The following is an 18,733-nucleotide window of genomic DNA, read 5'->3' as shown; positions in this document are numbered from 1 at the left end:
ATCAGGTGATTCATCCTATTCTTAAACTGATTGCTCAGCGCCTAGCGCTGAGCATACTCCTCCTGTTCGCCGCCTCTGCGCTGATCTTTGTAGGAACACAAATTCTGCCCGGCGACGTGGCGCAATCAATCCTTGGCCAATCCGCCACCGAGCAATCCCTTGCAAACTTGCGAGAGGAGTTGGGTCTGAATGAGCCCGCTTTGACCCGCTATTTCAGTTGGCTTGGCGGGGTTATGCACGGAGATCTGGGAACCGCCCTGACAAACGGCGCGGATATTGCCACAAGCCTTGGTAGCCGCTTGAGCAACACGATGTTTCTTGCCTTCTGGGCGGCCTTCATCTCGGTGCCACTGGCAATTTTTCTCGGACTTCTTTCAGTGCGCTATCGGGATCGCTGGCCCGACAAATTGATTTCGGCCGTCACGCTGACCTCAATTTCGATCCCTGAATTCCTTATTTCCTATATTCTAATGTACTTCGTTTCCGTAAAGCTGGGCTGGTTCAGCTCTGTTGCCATGATCAATGACAGCATGAGTTTTGGCGAGAAATTGAGTGCGATTGCCTTGCCCGTCATTGTCCTGACCCTCGTTGTTTTGGCGCAAATGATGCGGATGACACGTGCTGCAATCCTGAACGTGATGCAATCGGCCTATATTGAAACCGCCGAACTCAAAGGGCTCAGCAGCTTTAATGTGATCGCAAAACACGCCTTTCCAAACGCCATTTCCCCCATCGTGAACGTGGTGATGTTGAACCTCGCCTATCTTGTGGTTGGCGTGGTCGTGGTTGAGGTGGTGTTCGTCTATCCCGGGATGGGGCAATATCTTGTTGACCATGTGAGCAAACGGGACGTGCCCGTCGTTCAAGCCTGCGGATTGATCTTTGCCGCAGTCTATATTGGGCTAAATCTGGTGGCCGACGTCGTGTCAATTCTTGCCAATCCAAAACTGAGGCATCCGAAATGAGCCGTATCCCCCTTTCTGCGGCCATCGGCCTTTTCTTCACGTCTCTCTATTTTCTGATGGCGATTTTTGCCCCGTGGATCGCGCCATATGGCATGTCCGAAATCGTCAGTAATGACATCTGGGAGTCCGCATCAGCCAAGCACTGGTTGGGCACTGATAGCATCGGACGCGATCTTTTGACCCGCATGATCTATGGCGGGCGCACAACGATCTTTATCGCAACTGCGGCGACGGTTTTGTCCTTCAGCCTTGGATCGGTCCTCGGTCTGACGGCTGCCGTTTTGGGGGGCTGGGTTGATCAAGTGTTGTCGCGTTTTGTTGATCTTGTGATGTCGATCCCGACGCTGATTTTTGCGCTGGTTGTGTTGTCGGTCATGCCGGTGACGATCCCTGTTTTGATCATCGTGATGGGCCTGCTTGACGCAACTCGCGTCTATCGATTGTCGCGCGCGGTCGCGGTGGACGTCAACGTGATGGATTATGTCGAGGCCGCGAAACTGCGCGGCGAAGGCACGCGATGGATCATCTTTCGTGAAATCCTACCCAATGTTCTAAGCCCTCTGGTTGCCGAAATGGGCCTGCGGTTCATCTTCATGGTGTTGTTCGTTTCGACGCTGTCGTTCCTTGGTCTTGGGGTTCAACCTCCAGAGGCTGATTGGGGCGGCATTGTGAAAGAGAACAAGGAGGGGATCGTTTACGGTATTCCAGCCGCTCTTTGGCCCGCCTTCGCCATTGCGACCCTCGCGATTTCGGTCAACCTTGTTGCGGATTGGGTTTTGAACCGCACCGCGTCCCTTAAAGGAGGCCGAGGATGAACACACCACTGGTCAAAGTGCGCGGTCTGAAAATCGGCGCGACGGTTTTTCCTCCAAACGAAAAAGCCCATGACATCGAGATTGTTCATGGATTGGATTTTGACCTAGAGGCGGGCAAAGTTCTGGGCCTCATCGGCGAATCTGGCGCGGGAAAATCGACCATTGGCTTGGCGTCGTTGGCCTATGGCCGTGGCGGTGTGAAACTCACCGGTGGTGAAGTTTGGGTGAATGGACGCGACATCTTGCAGGCGCGACCACGCGACGTGCGCAAGTTGCGCGGGAGCGAGGTGACCTATGTGAGCCAGTCGGCCGCCGCATCGTTCAACCCCGCCAAAAGGATCATGGAGCAAGTCATCGAAGCTGCCGTGCATCATGGCAAATTCACGCGCCGAGAGGCGATTGCAAAAGCGGTGACCTTGTTTGACAAGTTGGGTTTGCCCGATCCCGAGACTATCGGAAATCGGTTTCCACATCAGGTTTCGGGCGGCCAGCTACAGCGCTGTATGACAGTTCTGGCCCTTTGCCCCGAACCCGACTTGGTGGTTTTTGATGAACCCACAACAGCCTTGGATGTGACCACGCAGATCGAAGTTTTGAAGGCGATTAAGGATGCGATCCGCGCTACAGGCGTCGCCGCGATCTATATCACTCATGATCTGGCGGTCGTGGCACAGGTTGCGGATGATATCATGGTGCTAAAAATGGGTGAAATGGTTGAATACGGCAGCACCGATAAGATCATCAACCACCCGTCCGAAGACTACACCCGTGCACTGGTTTCTGTGCGCTCGATCCGTCACGAAGAAAAGGCACCATCGTCTGAGCCTGTGCTGAAAGTTGAACAGATAACGGCGCGTTACAAAGGCACAAACTTTGATGTCTTGCGCGATGTGAATGTTGAATTGCACCCCGGTCAAACATTGGCGGTGGTGGGCGAAAGCGGGTCGGGGAAGTCGACCCTTGCGCGCGTTATTACAGGGTTATTGCCACCCTCGGAAGGGCGGATTGAGTTTGCGGGGCGCACCCTTAGCCCAGATTTGGCAAGCCGCGATTTGAATGATTTACGCGAAGTACAGATGATCTATCAAATGGCCGATGTCGCGATGAATCCGCGCCAAACGGTGGGGACCATTATTGGGCGTCCGCTTGAGTTTTACTTTGGGATGCGCGGCACCGAAAAGCGTAAACGGATCATCGAGTTGTTGGATGAAATCGAGATGGGCGAAGAGTTCATCGACCGCTATCCAGCCGAGCTTTCCGGTGGGCAAAAACAGCGGGTCTGCATCGCGCGTTCCCTTGCGGCCAAACCCAAGGTGATCATCTGTGATGAGGTCACATCGGCGTTGGACCCCTTGGTCGCGGATGGCATCCTAAAGCTGCTTTTGAACCTGCAAAAGACGGAGGATGTCGCGTATCTCTTTATCACGCATGATCTGGCCACGGTGCGTGCCGTCGCGGATAGTATTGCGGTGATGTATCAAGGGGAGGTCGTGCGTTATGGCAGCAAAACAGAAGTGCTTTCGCCGCCGTTTGATGACTATACCGACCTGCTGCTTAGCTCAATTCCTGAGATGAAACTGGGGTGGCTGGAAGAGGTCATCGCGCATCGTAAAATGGAAAGTGCGGGCAATTGAAAAACGACCCAACTTGCACGCATCCCGTTCTCGCTTGTTGAAACGACTGAACTCACTTAGCGTCACTTTATGATTTTGGACTCCAAAAATTTCATGCTGGGGTGGCGCGCGATTGGCACGCCTTACGGCAAGACGCAGGAATGGTGGCCGCCGCCCTGTTATTGATTGCTATTTCTGCGATCAATTCCCCAAAATGAACTGGATTTCCTATGACTGTCACTGACCTTTTGGTCCGTGCTGACACGCTTGTCGTGACTTGGCCGGACACTACGTCGACTTCTTTTCCAACCATCTGGCTGCGTGATAATTGCCCTTCGGGGCTGCATCCACAAACCCACGAACGGTTGCTGGACCTGTTGGCGCTTGACGCGTCCCCCGTGCTTTTGTCGGCGCAACTTGACGGTGACACCGTTGCGTTACGCTATGAGGACGACCACGTAAGCCACCTTCCCGTGGCATTGCTGAGCGCCCATCGACCGGGCCAACCCGCAGCAGACGCGGGCGTGATTGCACCCAAACTTTGGCGAGCAGATATAACCGCAGCAGGCATTCCGCGCGCCCCAGCCGCCCCGATTTTGGCGGATGATCAACAGCTTAAATCTTGGATGGAAAACCTCGCCGCCTTCGGCCTCACGATTGTTGACCACCTTGAAGACAGGGTCAGCGCTGGCATCGACGTGGCCCAGCGGATCGGTTTTCTGCGGGAAACCAATTTTGGTACAACCTTTGACGTGATCAATAAACCCGATCCCAACAACCTCGCGTACACCTCGGTCGCTTTGCCCCTTCACACGGACTTACCAAACCAAGAGGTGCCTCCGGGGTATCAATTTTTGCACTGCCTCGCTAATGAGGCGACAGGTGGCGGCTCTCTGATTGCGGATGGGTTTGCCATGGCCGAGGATTTGCGGGAAGACGACCCCGAGGCCTTTCGACTGCTCTGCGAGGTGCCTATTCCCTTTCGTTTTCACGACCGTGACGCTGATATCGCTGTCCATGAACCCGTGATCACATTGGACCGCGCGGGCGACGTGATCGAGATCCGCTACAACGCCCATATTGCAGGGGTTTTTGATATGCCTGCCGAGATCATGCCCGCCTATTACCGTGCCTATCGCGCCTATATGGCCAAAACGCGAGACCCAAAATATCGCCTGACCTTAAAGCTGAAAGCCGGCGAAATGGTGGTCTTTGACAATCGGCGGGTGCTGCATGGCCGCGAGGCTTTTGATCCGTCCTCAGGCTTTAGGCAGCTGCGAGGCTGCTATGTGGATCGCGGCGAATTCACCTCGCGTCTGCGTTTACTTTGCCGCGACATCGGTGCCGTTGACGCGGCATAATCGCCGTATTTGAACGCATAAATCCGCTCCTGCGCAAAATGCGCGGGAGCCTTTAGCGGGCTTCAAAAAAAGATAGGTGCATCCGTTTACAGTTGGTCACTTCGAGGGCAATATGCTTCCATCAGGTTTGGGGAGAGCTAAGAATAATGCGATTTGTGCATGTGGCTGATTTCCACCTTGGAAAACCTTTCGGAAATTTTGATGAAGACACGCGTGCTGCATTAAAGGCAGCGCGCCTTGACGCGTTGCAAGCAACCGGCGCGCTTGCAGTAAGCCGCAACGCGGAGTTTGTGGTGATCGCAGGCGATACGTTTGATGCCGAGGCGCCACCATCCAGATTGGTGAAGCGAGCACTGGACTCGATGGCTGCCTTTCCTGATCTAACTTGGGTTTGGATGCCCGGAAATCACGACTCGCTGGCGGCCGTTGATCTTTGGGAACGGTTGGAACGGGACAAGCCCGCCAATGTGATTTTGGCGACGTCCGCCGAAGTTCTTGAGATTGGGCCCGATGTGGCTATTCTTCCAGCGCCCCCCTCGGTCAGAGCCTCAGGGTACGACCTGACGGAATGGATGGGAACTGCCGACACGGGCACACGTATCCGGATTGGTTTGGCGCATGGTGGCGTGACGGATTTCGGATCAGAAGACGGCGGTTTGGCAACAATTCCACCAGATCGTGCAGAGACCTCGAACCTTGATTATCTCGCGTTGGGCGATTGGCATGGTCAGATGCGTATCACGTCGCGGACGTGGTATGCGGGGGGACCAGAGGCGGATGGTTTCAAGGGGCACGCGCCTGCTGGTGCTTTGGTTGTTGAAATCGACAAGCACGGCGAGGCGCCGCGTGTAGAGCAAGTTCCCTTGGGGAAATACACGTGGCACCGCATTGAAGTCGAATTCTTTTCTGGCATTGATCCCGTGACAATTTTGGAAGAGGCGTTACCAAAAACGGGTCGTGACTTCGCCCTTGTGCGGTTCATCGGGACAGGTCGTTTGGGCCTGTCAGATCTCGCAGCCCTGCGGAAGGCTTGCGAAAAGCTGGAGGATGAATTCCACTTTTTCGAAGCAAACTTGGTGAAAGTGGGTATCGAGCAAAATGTCGACGACCTGAACTTGATTGCGGAAGCGGGGGCGCTGCGTGTGGCCGCAGAAAGCATTTTTGAGGCAACGTCACTTGAGGGCCGCACCGAAGAAGACGCGCGCATAGCCCAGATGGCGTTGTCGCATCTGTTCTTTCTTGCGCAGGAGACAGCGTCGTGAAGCTGCGCAAGCTAACCCTGCATAATGTCCGTCGTTTTGCTGATAAAACGGCGGTCCTTGGCCCGTTTGGCGATGGCCTAACAACAATCACCGCCGAGAATGAAAGCGGCAAAAGCACCTTTTTCGGAGCCCTTCACGCGCTGTTTTTCTATGAGTATGGGTCAGGAAAGAAAGAGCTGAAGGATATGCAGCCCTATTCAGGCGGGGCGATGCGGATATCGGCCGAGATCGAACTTGATGGGGCAGATTACCTGATCGAGAAGGTTTTTAACCTGAAAAAAGCGGGGTCATCCGCGACGGTAACTGTCATGACGAGCGGCACGATCCTGAAGCAGGCAGACGATGCCGAACAGTGGATTCAACAGAATATCCTGAATGCAAACAATGGGCCTTTCGGGTTGCTTTGGGTCCGTCAGGGGAGCGTTGGTGTTGATGCCAGCGCAGATGGCATTGAGACGCGCCGAGATGTGATGTCGAGTGTGCGTGGCCAGATAGACGCGGTGACGGGCGGGCGTCGGATGGATAGTATTGTCCAGCGCTGCAAACAAGACCTTGACGCCATCAGCACCAAGCAAGACAAGCCAAAAGCCGGCAGTCCGTGGAAAGAGGCCGTGGACCGAGTGGAACTTCTTGGCGAAGAGCAATTCAAACTTGCGAGGTCCGTCGAAGCCCTTGGCCACGATCTGGGGTTGAAAAAACGGGTCGCAACCCGCTTGCGGGAGCTTCAAGCGCCAGAGCTTCGCGAGCAAAGATCAGCCGCGATCAAAAAAGCATCCGAACATTTGACTGCGACACGGGAGCAGGATCGCAAAATTCAGGATGCACAGAAGGATATTCAACTTCTTTGTAGCGCCGAACAGGACCTTGAACGCGACATCAAAACCATTACTGACGCACAAGTTCGGCGCAAGACGACTGCGATTGCGATTGCGGAAAAGGAAACCGCCGCGAGCAAGGCCACTGATGCCAAAACGATCGCGCAAGATGCCATCGGGGCGCTACAAGGCTCGATCAAAGAAAAAGAGGAACAGCGCCGAAACCTTGCAGAAGCATTACAACAGGCGCGTCAGGATGAACGCGAGACGGCAAAACGGGTTCGTTTGGCGATCCTGTCTGATGTATCGGAGCAATTGAAGGCTCCGAAGGCGCAACGGGCTAAAGCCGACGCAATCTTACGCGGAGACGAGATAACAAAGGCCGCAATCGACAGGCTGTCGGACCTAGAGCGTCGCCGCGATATCGCGATCGAGACCCGTAAAATTCATTTTGCACGGTTTATCGTGGCCGCAGATACGGCGCATGCAACTATAAATGGCGTGGATATACCCAACGCCGAACCCCGCCTGATTGACCAGTCTTTGATCGTAACCTTGCCTGGGTTTGGCACGATAGCCCTGCAACCAGCAGAGGGTGTGGGGCAGGGCATCGCCGACCCCGTAGCGCTCCAATCGGACCTAGATACCGACCTGAAAACATTAGGTTTTGACACAGTCGTGGCTGCGCAACAGACCTTTGCGGCACAACTGACAGCCCTTCAGGATCGGCAGACAGCCCAAACACAGATCAGGGCGCTGGCTCCTGATGGAGTAGGCGCATTAGAAACGGAATGGAGTGCGCTTTGCGCCGAGTTGAGCCATCCAGCGGATGAGCCTGCTAATTCTGTGGCCGAGGGCGGCAACAAGGAAAAACCGTCGGAAGCCAAAGAGCGAGAGATTTCCAATCTTGATGAAGACCTTACGCAATTGCGCGACGCATTGCCCGCGCTTCAGGAGGGTTTGACCCAAGCCGTCAGCGCATTGACTGAGGTTGAGGTGCATTTGCTCCGTTTGCGCGAAGACGAGGCCACGCTGGAGGTATCTGCGGACGAAAACGCGACGCTGCAAGCTCTGGTTCAGGCCAAGACAGGAAAGGAAGGCGAGATCGCCACCGCCCGCACAGCGCTTGCAGAGTTACAGGCGGCGGGTTCTGACCTTTTGGCCGCGACCGCCAAGCATGAACGCGCGGTTCAAGCGGACGACGAGGACCTAAAAGAAATCAGCCTCCTAGAACGAGAGCTGGCCCGGTTGGATGGGGTCATTCACACGCAATCAGAAGGGGCCGTCGAAGAAAAACTGGCGGAGGTCGAAGGTAAACTAGTGCGCGCCGAAGAGCGAGCCGCTCAATTTGCCAACCATGCGAAAGCGTTAAAGCTGCTAATTGCGCACCTTGAGGCCGCCAGAGCAGACGCGCAAGAAACCTATTTTGAACCCGTGCGGAAAGAGTTGTTGCCCTTGTTGCGGCAATTGCATGCCGGTGCAGAATTTCAAATTGACCCAGACAAGCTTCTGATCGAAACGATTACACGCAATGGCGTGACGGACAAAATCGAAGTGCTTTCTGGCGGGGCTTTTGAGCAAATTGCGATCCTCACACGGCTGGCTTTCGCGAGGTTATTTGCAAAGCATGGCAATCACGTGCCGATCATTTTGGACGACGCGTTGGTTCACACCGATGACGAGCGCATTTCGACAATGTTCAACATGTTGGCCCAAATCGCTCGGGATCAGCAGATCATCGTTTTGAGCTGCCGAACCCGCGCCTTCTCTGACCTTGGCGGCGCGCGTGCCTTCATCACTACAATCAAGGACGGGGCCGAAGAACACCCAACGGAAGTTTCTGCTCGATAGGCTAACCTGGGAAAGCAATCTGAAACTGTGCGCCGCTGTCAGATGCTTTGCATGTGATTTTCCCGTTGTGGGCGACAATGACATTTCGGGCAATGGAAAGGCCCATTCCTGTGCCACCGCTTTCGCGTTTCGTGGTAAAAAATGCATTGAAAATCCGGTCTGCGTTGCCAACAGAAATACCCGATCCATTGTCCTGGATTGTGATGTGGATTTCGTCCGGAGTTTCTTCAGCAACAAGGTTGATCTGAGACGCATTTTGCTCAACGGAATTTTGAAGTAACTGTTGAAGAACGATGCGCATCCCATTGGTAGATATCGGAATTTTTGTATGTTCCCCAGAGAAGTGGAAACCTAGCATGGGGAAATTTGCAACGACGGCATCTCGGATATCTACCAGTGTACACGTGCCCAAATACCGTGTTTCGCGGGCTTGCACGGCACGACGCAGGGCATCCAGTTGGGTTTGGATTTGTGCCTGAGCCCCATCAATTTCCTGCACTATTTTCAAGTCTTCTGCACTCAACATTCCACCGTCTTCAAGCAGTTCGACCGCAGCCCTGATTGCGGCAACGGGGGTTTTGATCTCATGGGTTACGTGATCGGTGAAACTGCGAATTGTGGCTTCTCGGTCGCGTAATGTTGTCGCCATTCCGATGACACTTTGAGAGGTGTGATGCAGCTCGCGTGTGCCAAAGCGAACGGGGGCGTCAACCTGTGAGGTACTGTCAAATCTGACCTCTGCGGCGTAGCGTTCGAGTGCCAAGATCGGGCGTAAGATGAGGCGCAATAGCAGCCAGCCGAGGACCGCAGTGGCGCAGGTGATGGCCACGCCCAAGACCATAGCCGCGTTGCGAAAGCCAATTTCCGGACCGAGATAGCGAAGCGCGACAATCCCCGCAAAGGACAGGGCAAGGGTGCCGGAAAGTCCGCCAGCCAGCACAAGAATGAGGGGAGGGCGCCAGTGTTGTGTCACAGGATTTCCCTCAAGCGCATGCCCACGCCATGCACAGTTTCAATGACATCTTCGCATCCAGCGCTTGCCAATTTTTGACGCAAATTGCGCAAGTGACTGTCGAGCGTGCGATCGGACACCTGACTATGGTTACCCCAAACGACGGCAATGATTTGGGCACGTGAGCGGATCTGATTAGGCTGCTGCAACAGGCATTCAAGGATGCGAAATTCGGTGGCCGTGAGTGCAATTTGCACATCCTTCACGCGGCAAGTATGCGCGGTACAATCGAGGGTCAAGGAGCCATGCCGAAGGGTGTGTTGCGTGGTGGCTTGGCCGCTGCGCTTTAAAATCGCTTTGATACGGGCGACCAATTCTCGGGGACTAAAGGGTTTTACAACGTAGTCATCCGCCCCCAGTTCAAGCCCCAGAATTCGGTCAATTTCCTCGTCACGGGCGGTCAGGAACACAATCGGCACATCCGAATGGGCGCGGATGCGGCGGCAAACGTCAAAGCCGTCCATTTCTGGCAAGCCGACATCCAAAACGATAAGATCCGGAGTGTCGCGCAGGGCACAAGTGAGCGCCTGTTGCCCATTGGCGGCGGTCGAAACTTGATATCCTGCCCGTTCAAGTGACAAGCCAACGAGATCACGCAGGCGGGGATCGTCATCAACGAGCAGAATTTTCATGGTTTAATGTCCTGTTTTGCCAACCCGCGCGCCTATCGATTTACACGTGCGTGCGCCACTTGCGTACCCCCCAATCACGCCATCCGTCAATGTTATGCTGCTGGAAACCGCACGCACGGGTGTTCCAAATATAATCTGGTTGACCTGTGGCCTTGGCGGCATCCTGAATGGCGCGGGCCGCCGTTGGTCCGAAATCACAAAGGTAGTTTGCATTTGTTTTGTTATTCACAATATTCACCGTAGCAATCAGCGCGGCAAAATTCACAAAACAGCAAATATAAAGCACGCCAACAGCCAGAGTCGCACAGCGCAGAACCAGCCAACGATTTGAATGGGCCTTCAGGATTTGCCACGCGGTCAGGGACAAGCCAATCGCGACCACGCCCATCCAAATGAGCGCCCGAATGCGCAGATACGTCAGCCCGTATGCCTCTATATACAGGTCCAAACGTAACCCAGCAGAAAAGCAGAGAACGGTGTTTTGAAGCAGCCAAAGCATCAGTAATGGTTTCAACCAACGATGCTCCCCCAAAAAGGGCCGCGCAGCAATGGCGAAGGCCCCAGCGAGCAGGGCGGTGACCACAAGCGGATAAGCCCCACGGTGAGCATAGCTCGCATAGGTCATGCCGTCAGGAAGGGCGGTTCCCCCTGTGAAAATTGATAAATCCAAGAGGGTCTGTACGCCAATCAGCAGGTTAAACATAACTAGCGCACGTAATACAGACCCCGCGTTGAGGCCAAGGTTGGGCAGGTTTTTTGGCGTCGTGAGAAAGGCAAATTCACGATCATCGAACCTTATGCCCTCAATCAGTGGCCATATTAGTAAGCCCATGCCCAGCCAAAAAAGAACGCGATTGATCGACGGCACAAAATCGAGGTCTAGGGAGAGGAGTTGTGCAAAAATCGGATTTGCATCCATCAATAACGTCAGGAAAACCAAAGAGCCGCCAATGGGAAAGGCCCAGTTGCGGGCAATCCGCTTAACGGTTCGCGCGCTGTTGCCTTTGGTATCGGCGCGAATGGATTTGAACGACCCAAGCAAGGCACGCGCTCCAGAAAACGGGATCGTAATGAGCAACCGATAGGCGGAGGCGATATATTTGGTAGCTTGGGTGTTAGGCCCGTGCGCCCACACCAAGGCCACAAGCAGCGCCGCGCAAAGGAAGACCAAAGACAGCAACTGCACATATTCCACAACGGGCAACCCGCCAAGCAAAAGCAAAACAGTTGGTCGTATACGTTGTTTTGCTGGCAAATTGAGGGTCGAGACGCCAAATATTGCGAACGCATAGAGCACCAAAGACAGGCCTAAATTGTGCTGCCAGAACAGGAAGTCCGCCAAGAGGACCAATAAAAGGGCCGCAAAAATGGGGAACCAAGGTTTTCGCGCTATATTGAAATGAGCTGGATTTTTGGTCTCGACGTCTTGGGCAGGTAAGGCGCTTGCCGAACAATTCAGCCACCAGCCATCCATCGCAAGGGATGTGGGAACACCCCGAACCGTAAAGTGATTTTGCATAATAAACTCCGTTAATGTCGGAGCGGTTATCGCGCAATAATCTGCAGATTTTGCTTAGGAGGTGTGCAGAAAATGTGCAGATGCAATCGGTTAGGCTTAAGGTTGTGAGCTGCCCGCACAAAAGTGTACTGCACAGTAATTCACGAACCGTCCCAACGTCTCAACATCCAATACCATTGTTCTGGGTCCGCTTTGATGCGCGCGGAAAGGCTGTCATTAAAGGCGCGGGTCATGGTGGTGCTGTCGGTATGGGGGATTGGAGCTTCAAATTCCACGTTAAATGCGTTGCCGTCCCGAATGCGAATACCATAGGCGGGGATCATCGGCAGATCATATTTAAGCGCAAGCTGGGCGGCAGACAGGGATGTGAGGGCATCAAGGCCCAGAAACGGTAGGCGCACACCCTCCGAGTATTTTTCATCCAACAAAATGGAAACAATACCGCCATCGCGCACATGCCGCACGAGCGCTTTCGTTCCGACACGACCCGTGGCAAAAATCGGTTTCCCGCCAGCCTCAATACCCGCGAGGATACGCCGTTCATAATGGCTGTTCTTTTGGGGGCGATACACGGCTCCGCTCTCAAGTCCGTGCATTTTGATCACGGCACGAATGGCTTCCCATTGGCCAAAGTGACCGGAAACGATGATCGCGCCTTTGCCCGCCGCGTTCGCCTCTTTAAGGGCGGCAAGGCCGGGGCCTGAAACGCGAAATTTGTGGTGTTGGGTTTGAAATTCAGCATCGTGATAAATTTCAAAAAGCGTGCGCCCCATGTTTCGGCCCATATTCTGGCCTAAGGCGGCACGGGCGCTCCGATTCATTTCGGGGTATATGCGTTTGGCTTCGCGATCAAATCGGCGTCTCGCAGGTGGAAACCAACGCATGAGGATGCCAAACGTGGTCCCCAAACCACGGGACCGCAAATCAAACGCACGCCAGCGCAGAGCCGTGAGGGCCGACCACAACGGGAAGTACCTAAAGTAGTGCAAAACCGATTTCAGAGAAGTTGACAGCATAGCGTCGTATGATCGGGTTTCGGTGCAATGCCAACCGCAAACGCTTAGGGCGTATTGCCTCAGTTCATCTCTAGTGTCTCTTTTATCCACAATCGAGTCGGGAGAGAACGCAAATGGGCGCACCGTCACCGATGCGCCCACTTAAAACCTAGAAGGTTTTGCTTCCGATTAAAGGATAACCTTTAAGCCAGAACGATGTTTGTCGCGCTTTCGCGGCCATCGCGGCCTGGTTCAATATCGAAAGTAACTTTTTGATCGTCGTTAAGACCAGTAAGGCCAGCTTGTTCTACTGCAGAAATGTGAACAAATACGTCTTTGCTTCCACCATCTGGTGCAATAAATCCGAAGCCTTTAGTCGAGTTAAACCATTTAACGGTTCCAGTAGCCATTGTCGTTCTCCTTTTAAAAACTGCCGCGAAATGCAACAGTGAAGCTAAGTCAGTTCAAGATCGAAAGACTGTGCCAAAAGGAGCAGTATAGCCGATAGTGGTAACGTCGCACGCATCACATGGGGCTAAACGAGCAAAATTACAAGTAGTTTTATCAACAGATTTCGATCAAGAGGTGCAAATACTACGGTGAATGCATCGAAATGTACCTAAGGATAACAAATTGTCTCAGACTGCAAACGTTAATCCCCCCCGTCACGCGAATACTCGTGCTTCTTTTGGTAGCTATCGGTGGGGTAGCGTTTGCTGTTGGGCAAAACCCAGAGGAGCCAATAGATCGTTCGCTGCTTGAAGGAGAGCTTGAGAAAGACTTGAGCGCGGCAATGTATTTGGTGAATGGCTCATTTTTGGAAGTAAAGAACTGTCGGATTTACCAAAAAACAGTTCCTCAATTGGCCTGTGCAAACGGTGGAAACACTGATTTCAGTGAAAAATTGATTGATTTACGAGAAGTCGAATTAATAAAAGAGTTTTCTCCAACGGGGCGTGCGCGGCTGGCGTTTTATTTTTCCGAGGAAACAGCGTCGACAAGAGCTGATGTGAAAAAAATTCTACGCAGTGATGAGACGAACGACATCAAAATAGCGCGAACGCTTTCGCTCTACCAAATGAAAGGGATCACCTCGACCAAGACATATAAGCAATGTGATGGTGCGGTTTTGCCGTCAATTGGCTCCCCAAAAGACATGAGCCTTTTCTTTCCCGAAGGTCTGGATGCAGAGATAGTTTCAAAACTGTCCAATCTGCATGATCTGTGCCGATCCCTTGACGCTTATTAGCCGCGATAGGTGCTAAGGTTGGTGGGTTTTGAATGGACTTCCCGCTCTATTGAATGTGCGTCAAGGCGTTTACCGTGCTCTCTCAGACGAACGGGCGGGCCTATCAAGCCCGCCTCTTTACTCTAACGGCGCCGACTGTAGGGAGCACTTTTACTCCCTACAGGGTGATTTGGCCCGTCAATACAGGCCCGAAAGGCCCTCAGGCATCATCGATGGCAGCACGATCACAGAAGCGCCGTGAATGGCGCGATTGTTCAGGTCGATCACATCCTGATTGAGCATCCGAATACAGCCCGACGAGACCGATTTTCCAAGTTCCAATGCGGATGCATCGCCGTGAATGCGGTAAAGTGTGTCGACGCCGTCCTTAAAGAGATAGAGCGCACGCGCGCCCATTGGATTTCCCGGCCCCGCATCCATGCCGCCATTGGCAACGGAGTAGGGTTCCAGTTCAGGCCGTCGTGCAATCATAGATTCCGGTACATTCCAGCGTGGCCAATCGCGCCAAAACTGAAGCCGCGCCGTGCCTTTCCACTCAAAGCCCGCAGCCCCAACGCTGACGCCATATCGCATCGCTGTTTCGGGAGACTCGACGAAATGAAGAACAGCCCTGTCGGGGTCAACTATGATCGTGCCGCGTTCGTAATTTGGCCACGGATTGGCAACCTCCTGCCGCCAGAGTTCAGGCTTTATGACACCTTCCCGAACGGCAGGAATTGGAAAGCGTTCATCGGTAATCGCCCCATAAAAGGCGGGTAGTGGCGGGATCACAGGTGCGGGTGGGGGAATTGGCACTACTGGAGGTTTGGCACAAGCCGCGAGGCCAGCCATTCCACCGAAAGCGACGAAGGAGCGTCGGGTAAACATGAGGTCTTCCTTTTACGTTCTGAACGGGAGTGTGACGCCATGCGCCGAGGAGCCAGTCAGAACAGGCGAGGAGGGGCCCGTGGCGGAGCGATATCCCGCCCTCGCGCGCGCCAAACAGTGAAGTACATTGCCTGGGTCGGTTGTGAGAGCTTCAGCGAGGTTTTCGTGGCCTCCGGCAGCGCACGATCGTGCCCACAATGGGATCCCGTAAGGGTCGCGGTGCGGCATTTCTTCTGAACAGAGATCTTTGCGGGGCTTGGCAGCCAAACCACCAGCGTCTGCGCGGTCGAATGGCCAATTTTTACCGATGATAATTGATGCTTATATGGCGTAGGCTTCGAGGCCATAGCGCCGCCCGCATATGCGCCCCAAGGCAACATAATCAGCATCAACAATAATGATAAAGAGGTCCGAGCCATCTGCATACGCGCCTTATCCTCAATCCATCGCGCATTGTCCATGTGCTATCAAACGATCAGCATAACAAATCGCTCTCGTTTCCGTTACTTTTAAGGGCCGTTTGGCATCATTCCGCCGACAGCGTCCTTGCGCGAAAGTTGAAAGCAGGCGGACGGGTTTTACCCACTATTTTTGGTGCCGCCGCATCGTGATCCATAATGTGGCGGCGATAATCAGCGCGGCACCGGCCCAAAATGCAGGTTTGGGTATCTCGTCAAAGACCAGATACCCGACCGTCGTCGAGAACACCAAACTGGCGTAGGAAAGAACCGATAAATACCCCGCTTGCCCATAGCGATGTGCGCGGAGAAAGCAAAACTGTGCGGATTGCGCGAAGACACCAATTGCGAGGAGCAAGGGCCATTGCAGCAGGGGCACGGGTTCCCAAGCCAGAACGGCGAAGGGCGCGGTGATCACGGTCAGGCCTGCCGTGTAGAAGGTCATCATCACCACGGTCGGCGCGGCGACCAGCCTGCGGGTGGTGATCACCGCACCCGTTGCGGCGAAAACCACCAAGACTTGCGCGGCCAGCCCCCAGTTGCCAGAAAACCCCGACGGATCAACGGCGATGAGAACGCCAACAAAGCCAATGGCTGCGGCGATCCAGCGGTCACGGGTGATGACTTCGCGCAACAACCACGCGGCGGCAAGCATTGTTAGGATCGGCCGCGTAAAGCTTACTGCAGTGAACAGCGCCAGCGGCAACCGCGTGATCGCAAAGAAACTCGCGGTGAGGGCTGTGGCGGAAAACGCCACCCGCAGCGCATGCAGGTGGAGGTCTTGGAGGCCGATGAATGCCCGTCGATAGCGCCAAATCCACGGCAGCATGAGTAGAAGTCCGACTCCTGCGCGCAGAAACACCAGTTGAAACGCAGGATAGCCAAGCCCCAAGGCCTTAACGATCGACAACGCCCAAATATTCAGCGCCATATCCGTGAGCAACCAGCCCGCGGCTAGCCCGTTGCGGGAGTGTTCAGCTTCGTTTGGCAAGAAGGTTGGCCATCAATCGGAACCCGCCAGAGGTTAGTTTTTCCATCTGGTGATGCAGTATGAGCGAGGTATGCACGTGCCGCCCCAAACCAACATCGGCCACAAGGATTGCGCCTTTTAGCGGCGCTTCGCCGGCGTCATTCATGGCGAGGAGCGGAGTATAGGCATCGTCCCAGTTCTTGGCGAAATACAGCCCGCGCTCCTTGTGCCAATCGGCCCAATCCGCGTCTTCAATGCGGTTGGGGTGCTGCAACAGCGGGTGATCGGGCGCGAGCACGGTGACGGCAGCGGTCTCGTCCGTGACCCGCCAGCGCAGCGAAGGTTGGCCGACTTCAAGGCGATAGGGCGCTGTCGTCTCGGGGTCCCAATTGTCCCAAGGGCGGTGATAGAGCGTGACCAGCGTGCCGCCCGCGCGGACCCAATCGTGGATGCGGGGCATGGCCTCGGCCAGCCCAGCGCGGAACTTCATCGCGAAAATACCGATCACCAAAGTGTCGCAAGCGGCGAGGGCGGCATCGGTGAGCGGCACATTGGACAGGTCCGTCACCTCAGTCCCCATGCGTTCCAGCCATGTAGCAACGCGATCATTGCCGCCGCCGATATATCCGACCCGCACATCCGGCAGGGCCGCATTCACAACACGGATTTGGGCGATTGCAGGGCGCACCAAGACGCGTGGTGCGATATGGTCATGACGGATATGGCGCACACTGCTGGCCTCTAAGCCGTCGAGCGTCAGGGTTAAATCGTAGAGTCCAACCGCAACATTTTCAGGAACCGTGACGGTGAGGCGCCCTTCGCTTTCGCTCACGTGCCAACCGTCAGGCACGCGCAATCCTGCCTGCGCTGAAGGCGGGGAAATATCGCTAACGTCAATAACAAAAGACCTGCGGCTATGGGCTAGATTGATCACATCTGTTTCGGGTGACACGGCGGCCGAGCATTGCGGCACAACAACGGGCGGCACCTCAAACGGCAGGCTTGTTGTCGTAGTGACGCCATGTGTCGTCAGGGTCACGTCAACACAAGGGGCTGCAGGTTGGTCGGGCAAATAGATGGCGGGGTAGGGATCGCTGATGGACGCGTCGTTTGCCAGCGTCACGGTCGCGCCATCCAAGCTCCAGCCTTGTGGGAGCCTTGGGGCAAGCGTCACCTCGCCCGTGTCGGCGGAGAACTCGCTGGATATAGTCGTGCTCGCACCGGGGTGGAGTTTTTCGTCCTGTAGCGACGCGCGCGCGTCGACACCTGCCGCAAGTTGGATGACGCGGGAAAGTTGTTGGTCTTTGCGGGTTAGCTTGTGGCCGAATTCGGACAACTGTGCAGGAGAGGCATTTTCCGAAGCGTTGCGAAGGGCTTGTAAGGCGAGGCTCGCGTGTTTTAAAACCTCAGACGCGTTTGGGAAGGCAGCCAAAGCGGCATCGCAAGCGTCTTGGGCGGCAGTCAAATCAGCCCCGCCCAGATCGCGCAATGTTTGGGCCAAGCCAGAGGCGAGGTCCGCATCTGGTCCCGCAACATGCGTATGCGCCAAGTGCAATGGGAAATCGGTTTCTGTGCCGTTTGGCACCCAGCGGCCCATGGCTTGTGTGGCGTGTAGCATGCGGCTTTGTTGGCCGATCCGTGCATAACTCCAGCCCGTGACGGGATCTTTGCCCCTTGCGGCAATTGTGAGGGTTGCGGGCGGCGGCGGCAGATCGTCGTCATAGGCTTGCCCAGCGCCCGACCACGCGGGGAGATACATTTTCCTGACCTGCCAGACGGGTAAATCACTGCCAGCGAATTCAGGATCGGCGGCGAGGTCCATGACCAAATGCGCGGCTTCGGTAATGGCGCGGTGGTGGCCGTGTTGACCGGGGACATCGAGGAAGGTGGGGCAGATTATATCGGGGCGTTCTGTGCGGATAATATCAACAAACCGCGCAAGGGTGCGCTCGCGGCCCCATTTCCCCAGCGTTTCAACGCCTGATTTGGAGAAGCCGAAATCGGTGATTGGGTCTTCGGGACTGGTGGAATGCCAATACATCCGTAGATCAAGACGGTCGCAAGCGACCTCCATCTCGGCGGTACGTAGAGTACCGAGAGCGGCGGCGGTTTCGGTGCCAATATCGTTTTGGCCGCCCTCGCCACGGGTCGAGCAGGCATAAGTTATATCCACCCCGTCGCGAAACCGCATCGCGGCCAGCATCGCGGAGGTTTCATCATCAGGATGCGCGCCGGTGTTCATAAACGACACGGTGGATTTTAGCGCGGTGAGCGCCTGCCACAGGGCGACAATACGGGGGCGATCTCGTTCGGCGGCAATCCGCGCCTGATTGGATAATGGCATGGTGC

The 18,733-nt window shown here is 55.0% G+C and carries 15 protein-coding genes; 7 read left to right on the top strand and 8 right to left on the bottom strand.

Translation table 11 applies throughout. The features are described from left to right. The first annotated feature begins 8 nt into the window (after window positions 1-8). The 6 genes from AB9F27_RS09320 to AB9F27_RS09295 all read left to right on the top strand — a co-directional run bounded on the left by AB9F27_RS09320 (window position 9) and on the right by AB9F27_RS09295 (window position 8,682). On the top strand, window positions 9-965 hold the full coding sequence (locus tag AB9F27_RS09320) for an ABC transporter permease (protein ID WP_039003659.1): 957 nt from the start codon (window positions 9-11) through the stop codon (window positions 963-965). Further along, a complete protein-coding gene (locus AB9F27_RS09315; protein WP_039003624.1) occupies window positions 962-1,780 on the top strand; it encodes an ABC transporter permease in 819 nt (272 codons plus the stop codon). The genes AB9F27_RS09320 and AB9F27_RS09315 overlap by 4 nt, the downstream gene beginning before the upstream one ends. Beyond that, window positions 1,777-3,414 (top strand): ABC transporter ATP-binding protein, encoded by a 1,638-nt coding sequence (locus AB9F27_RS09310; protein ID WP_335586041.1) that lies wholly within the window; start codon window positions 1,777-1,779, stop codon window positions 3,412-3,414. The genes AB9F27_RS09315 and AB9F27_RS09310 overlap by 4 nt, the downstream gene beginning before the upstream one ends. 209 nt (window positions 3,415-3,623) lie before the next feature. Next, window positions 3,624-4,754: a TauD/TfdA family dioxygenase gene (locus AB9F27_RS09305; RefSeq protein ID WP_369757664.1), complete on the top strand. Its 1,131-nt coding sequence runs from the start codon at window positions 3,624-3,626 to the stop codon at window positions 4,752-4,754. Between the two features lie 146 nt (window positions 4,755-4,900). Continuing rightward, window positions 4,901-6,016 carry a DNA repair exonuclease gene (locus AB9F27_RS09300; protein ID WP_335586043.1) on the top strand — a complete coding sequence of 372 codons (1,116 nt, stop codon included), beginning with the start codon at window positions 4,901-4,903 and terminating at the stop codon, window positions 6,014-6,016. Further along, on the top strand, window positions 6,013-8,682 hold the full coding sequence (locus AB9F27_RS09295) for an AAA family ATPase (RefSeq protein ID WP_335586044.1): 2,670 nt from the start codon (window positions 6,013-6,015) through the stop codon (window positions 8,680-8,682). Before AB9F27_RS09300 ends, AB9F27_RS09295 begins: the two co-directional genes overlap by 4 nt. 1 nt (window position 8,683) lies before the next feature. On the opposite strand, the gene AB9F27_RS09290 is transcribed toward AB9F27_RS09295, so the two are convergent. The 5 genes from AB9F27_RS09290 to AB9F27_RS09270 all read right to left on the bottom strand — a co-directional run bounded on the left by AB9F27_RS09290 (window position 8,684) and on the right by AB9F27_RS09270 (window position 13,250). Continuing rightward, window positions 8,684-9,655 (bottom strand): HAMP domain-containing sensor histidine kinase, encoded by a 972-nt coding sequence (locus AB9F27_RS09290; RefSeq protein ID WP_335586045.1) that lies wholly within the window; start codon window positions 9,653-9,655, stop codon window positions 8,684-8,686. After that, window positions 9,652-10,326: a response regulator transcription factor gene (locus tag AB9F27_RS09285; RefSeq protein ID WP_335586046.1), complete on the bottom strand. Its 675-nt coding sequence runs from the start codon at window positions 10,324-10,326 to the stop codon at window positions 9,652-9,654. Before AB9F27_RS09285 ends, AB9F27_RS09290 begins: the two co-directional genes overlap by 4 nt. Before the next feature lie 40 nt (window positions 10,327-10,366). Then, window positions 10,367-11,845: a DUF4173 domain-containing protein gene (locus AB9F27_RS09280; RefSeq protein ID WP_335586047.1), complete on the bottom strand. Its 1,479-nt coding sequence runs from the start codon at window positions 11,843-11,845 to the stop codon at window positions 10,367-10,369. A 140-nt stretch (window positions 11,846-11,985) separates the two neighbouring features. After that, entirely contained in the window at window positions 11,986-12,861 is an 876-nt protein-coding gene (locus AB9F27_RS09275) for a lysophospholipid acyltransferase family protein (RefSeq protein ID WP_335586048.1), read from the bottom strand. Between the two features lie 182 nt (window positions 12,862-13,043). After that, on the bottom strand, window positions 13,044-13,250 hold the full coding sequence (locus AB9F27_RS09270) for a cold-shock protein (protein WP_039003630.1): 207 nt from the start codon (window positions 13,248-13,250) through the stop codon (window positions 13,044-13,046). Window positions 13,251-13,519: 269 nt separating this feature from the next. On the opposite strand from AB9F27_RS09270, the gene AB9F27_RS09265 reads away from it, so the two are divergent. Beyond that, window positions 13,520-14,089, top strand: a complete 570-nt coding sequence (locus AB9F27_RS09265; protein WP_335586049.1) for a hypothetical protein — start codon at window positions 13,520-13,522, stop codon at window positions 14,087-14,089. A gap of 177 nt (window positions 14,090-14,266) precedes the next feature. On the opposite strand, the gene AB9F27_RS09260 is transcribed toward AB9F27_RS09265, so the two are convergent. From AB9F27_RS09260 to AB9F27_RS09250, 3 genes are all read right to left on the bottom strand, one after another. After that, the gene (locus tag AB9F27_RS09260; protein WP_369757663.1) at window positions 14,267-14,956 is read right to left on the bottom strand and encodes a L,D-transpeptidase; all 690 of its coding nucleotides are present in this window, start codon (window positions 14,954-14,956) and stop codon (window positions 14,267-14,269) included. A gap of 585 nt (window positions 14,957-15,541) precedes the next feature. Then, a complete protein-coding gene (locus AB9F27_RS09255; protein WP_335586051.1) occupies window positions 15,542-16,405 on the bottom strand; it encodes a DMT family transporter in 864 nt (287 codons plus the stop codon). Further along, window positions 16,389-18,728: a PIG-L family deacetylase gene (locus AB9F27_RS09250; protein ID WP_335586052.1), complete on the bottom strand. Its 2,340-nt coding sequence runs from the start codon at window positions 18,726-18,728 to the stop codon at window positions 16,389-16,391. Before AB9F27_RS09250 ends, AB9F27_RS09255 begins: the two co-directional genes overlap by 17 nt. Window positions 18,729-18,733: the final 5 nt, after the last annotated feature.

Origin of the sequence: Falsihalocynthiibacter sp. CO-5D18, assembly GCF_041205445.1 — a bacterium.
GTDB lineage: Bacteria > Pseudomonadota > Alphaproteobacteria > Rhodobacterales > Rhodobacteraceae > Falsihalocynthiibacter > Falsihalocynthiibacter arcticus.
Note: the sequence above shows the minus strand (reverse complement) of the source record. Positions and strands in the feature narration are given on the sequence as shown.

Coding starts and splice junctions, on each gene's coding strand:
- AB9F27_RS09275 (WP_335586048.1), bottom strand. CDS start 12,861: ATGCTGTCAACTTCTCTGAAATCGGTTTTGCACTACTTTAGGTACTTC.
- AB9F27_RS09270 (WP_039003630.1), bottom strand. CDS start 13,250: ATGGCTACTGGAACCGTTAAATGGTTTAACTCGACTAAAGGCTTCGGA.
- AB9F27_RS09300 (WP_335586043.1), top strand. CDS start 4,901: ATGCGATTTGTGCATGTGGCTGATTTCCACCTTGGAAAACCTTTCGGA.
- AB9F27_RS09305 (WP_369757664.1), top strand. CDS start 3,624: ATGACTGTCACTGACCTTTTGGTCCGTGCTGACACGCTTGTCGTGACT.
- AB9F27_RS09250 (WP_335586052.1), bottom strand. CDS start 18,728: ATGCCATTATCCAATCAGGCGCGGATTGCCGCCGAACGAGATCGCCCC.
- AB9F27_RS09260 (WP_369757663.1), bottom strand. CDS start 14,956: ATGTTTACCCGACGCTCCTTCGTCGCTTTCGGTGGAATGGCTGGCCTC.
- AB9F27_RS09280 (WP_335586047.1), bottom strand. CDS start 11,845: ATGCAAAATCACTTTACGGTTCGGGGTGTTCCCACATCCCTTGCGATG.
- AB9F27_RS09315 (WP_039003624.1), top strand. CDS start 962: ATGAGCCGTATCCCCCTTTCTGCGGCCATCGGCCTTTTCTTCACGTCT.
- AB9F27_RS09285 (WP_335586046.1), bottom strand. CDS start 10,326: ATGAAAATTCTGCTCGTTGATGACGATCCCCGCCTGCGTGATCTCGTT.
- AB9F27_RS09310 (WP_335586041.1), top strand. CDS start 1,777: ATGAACACACCACTGGTCAAAGTGCGCGGTCTGAAAATCGGCGCGACG.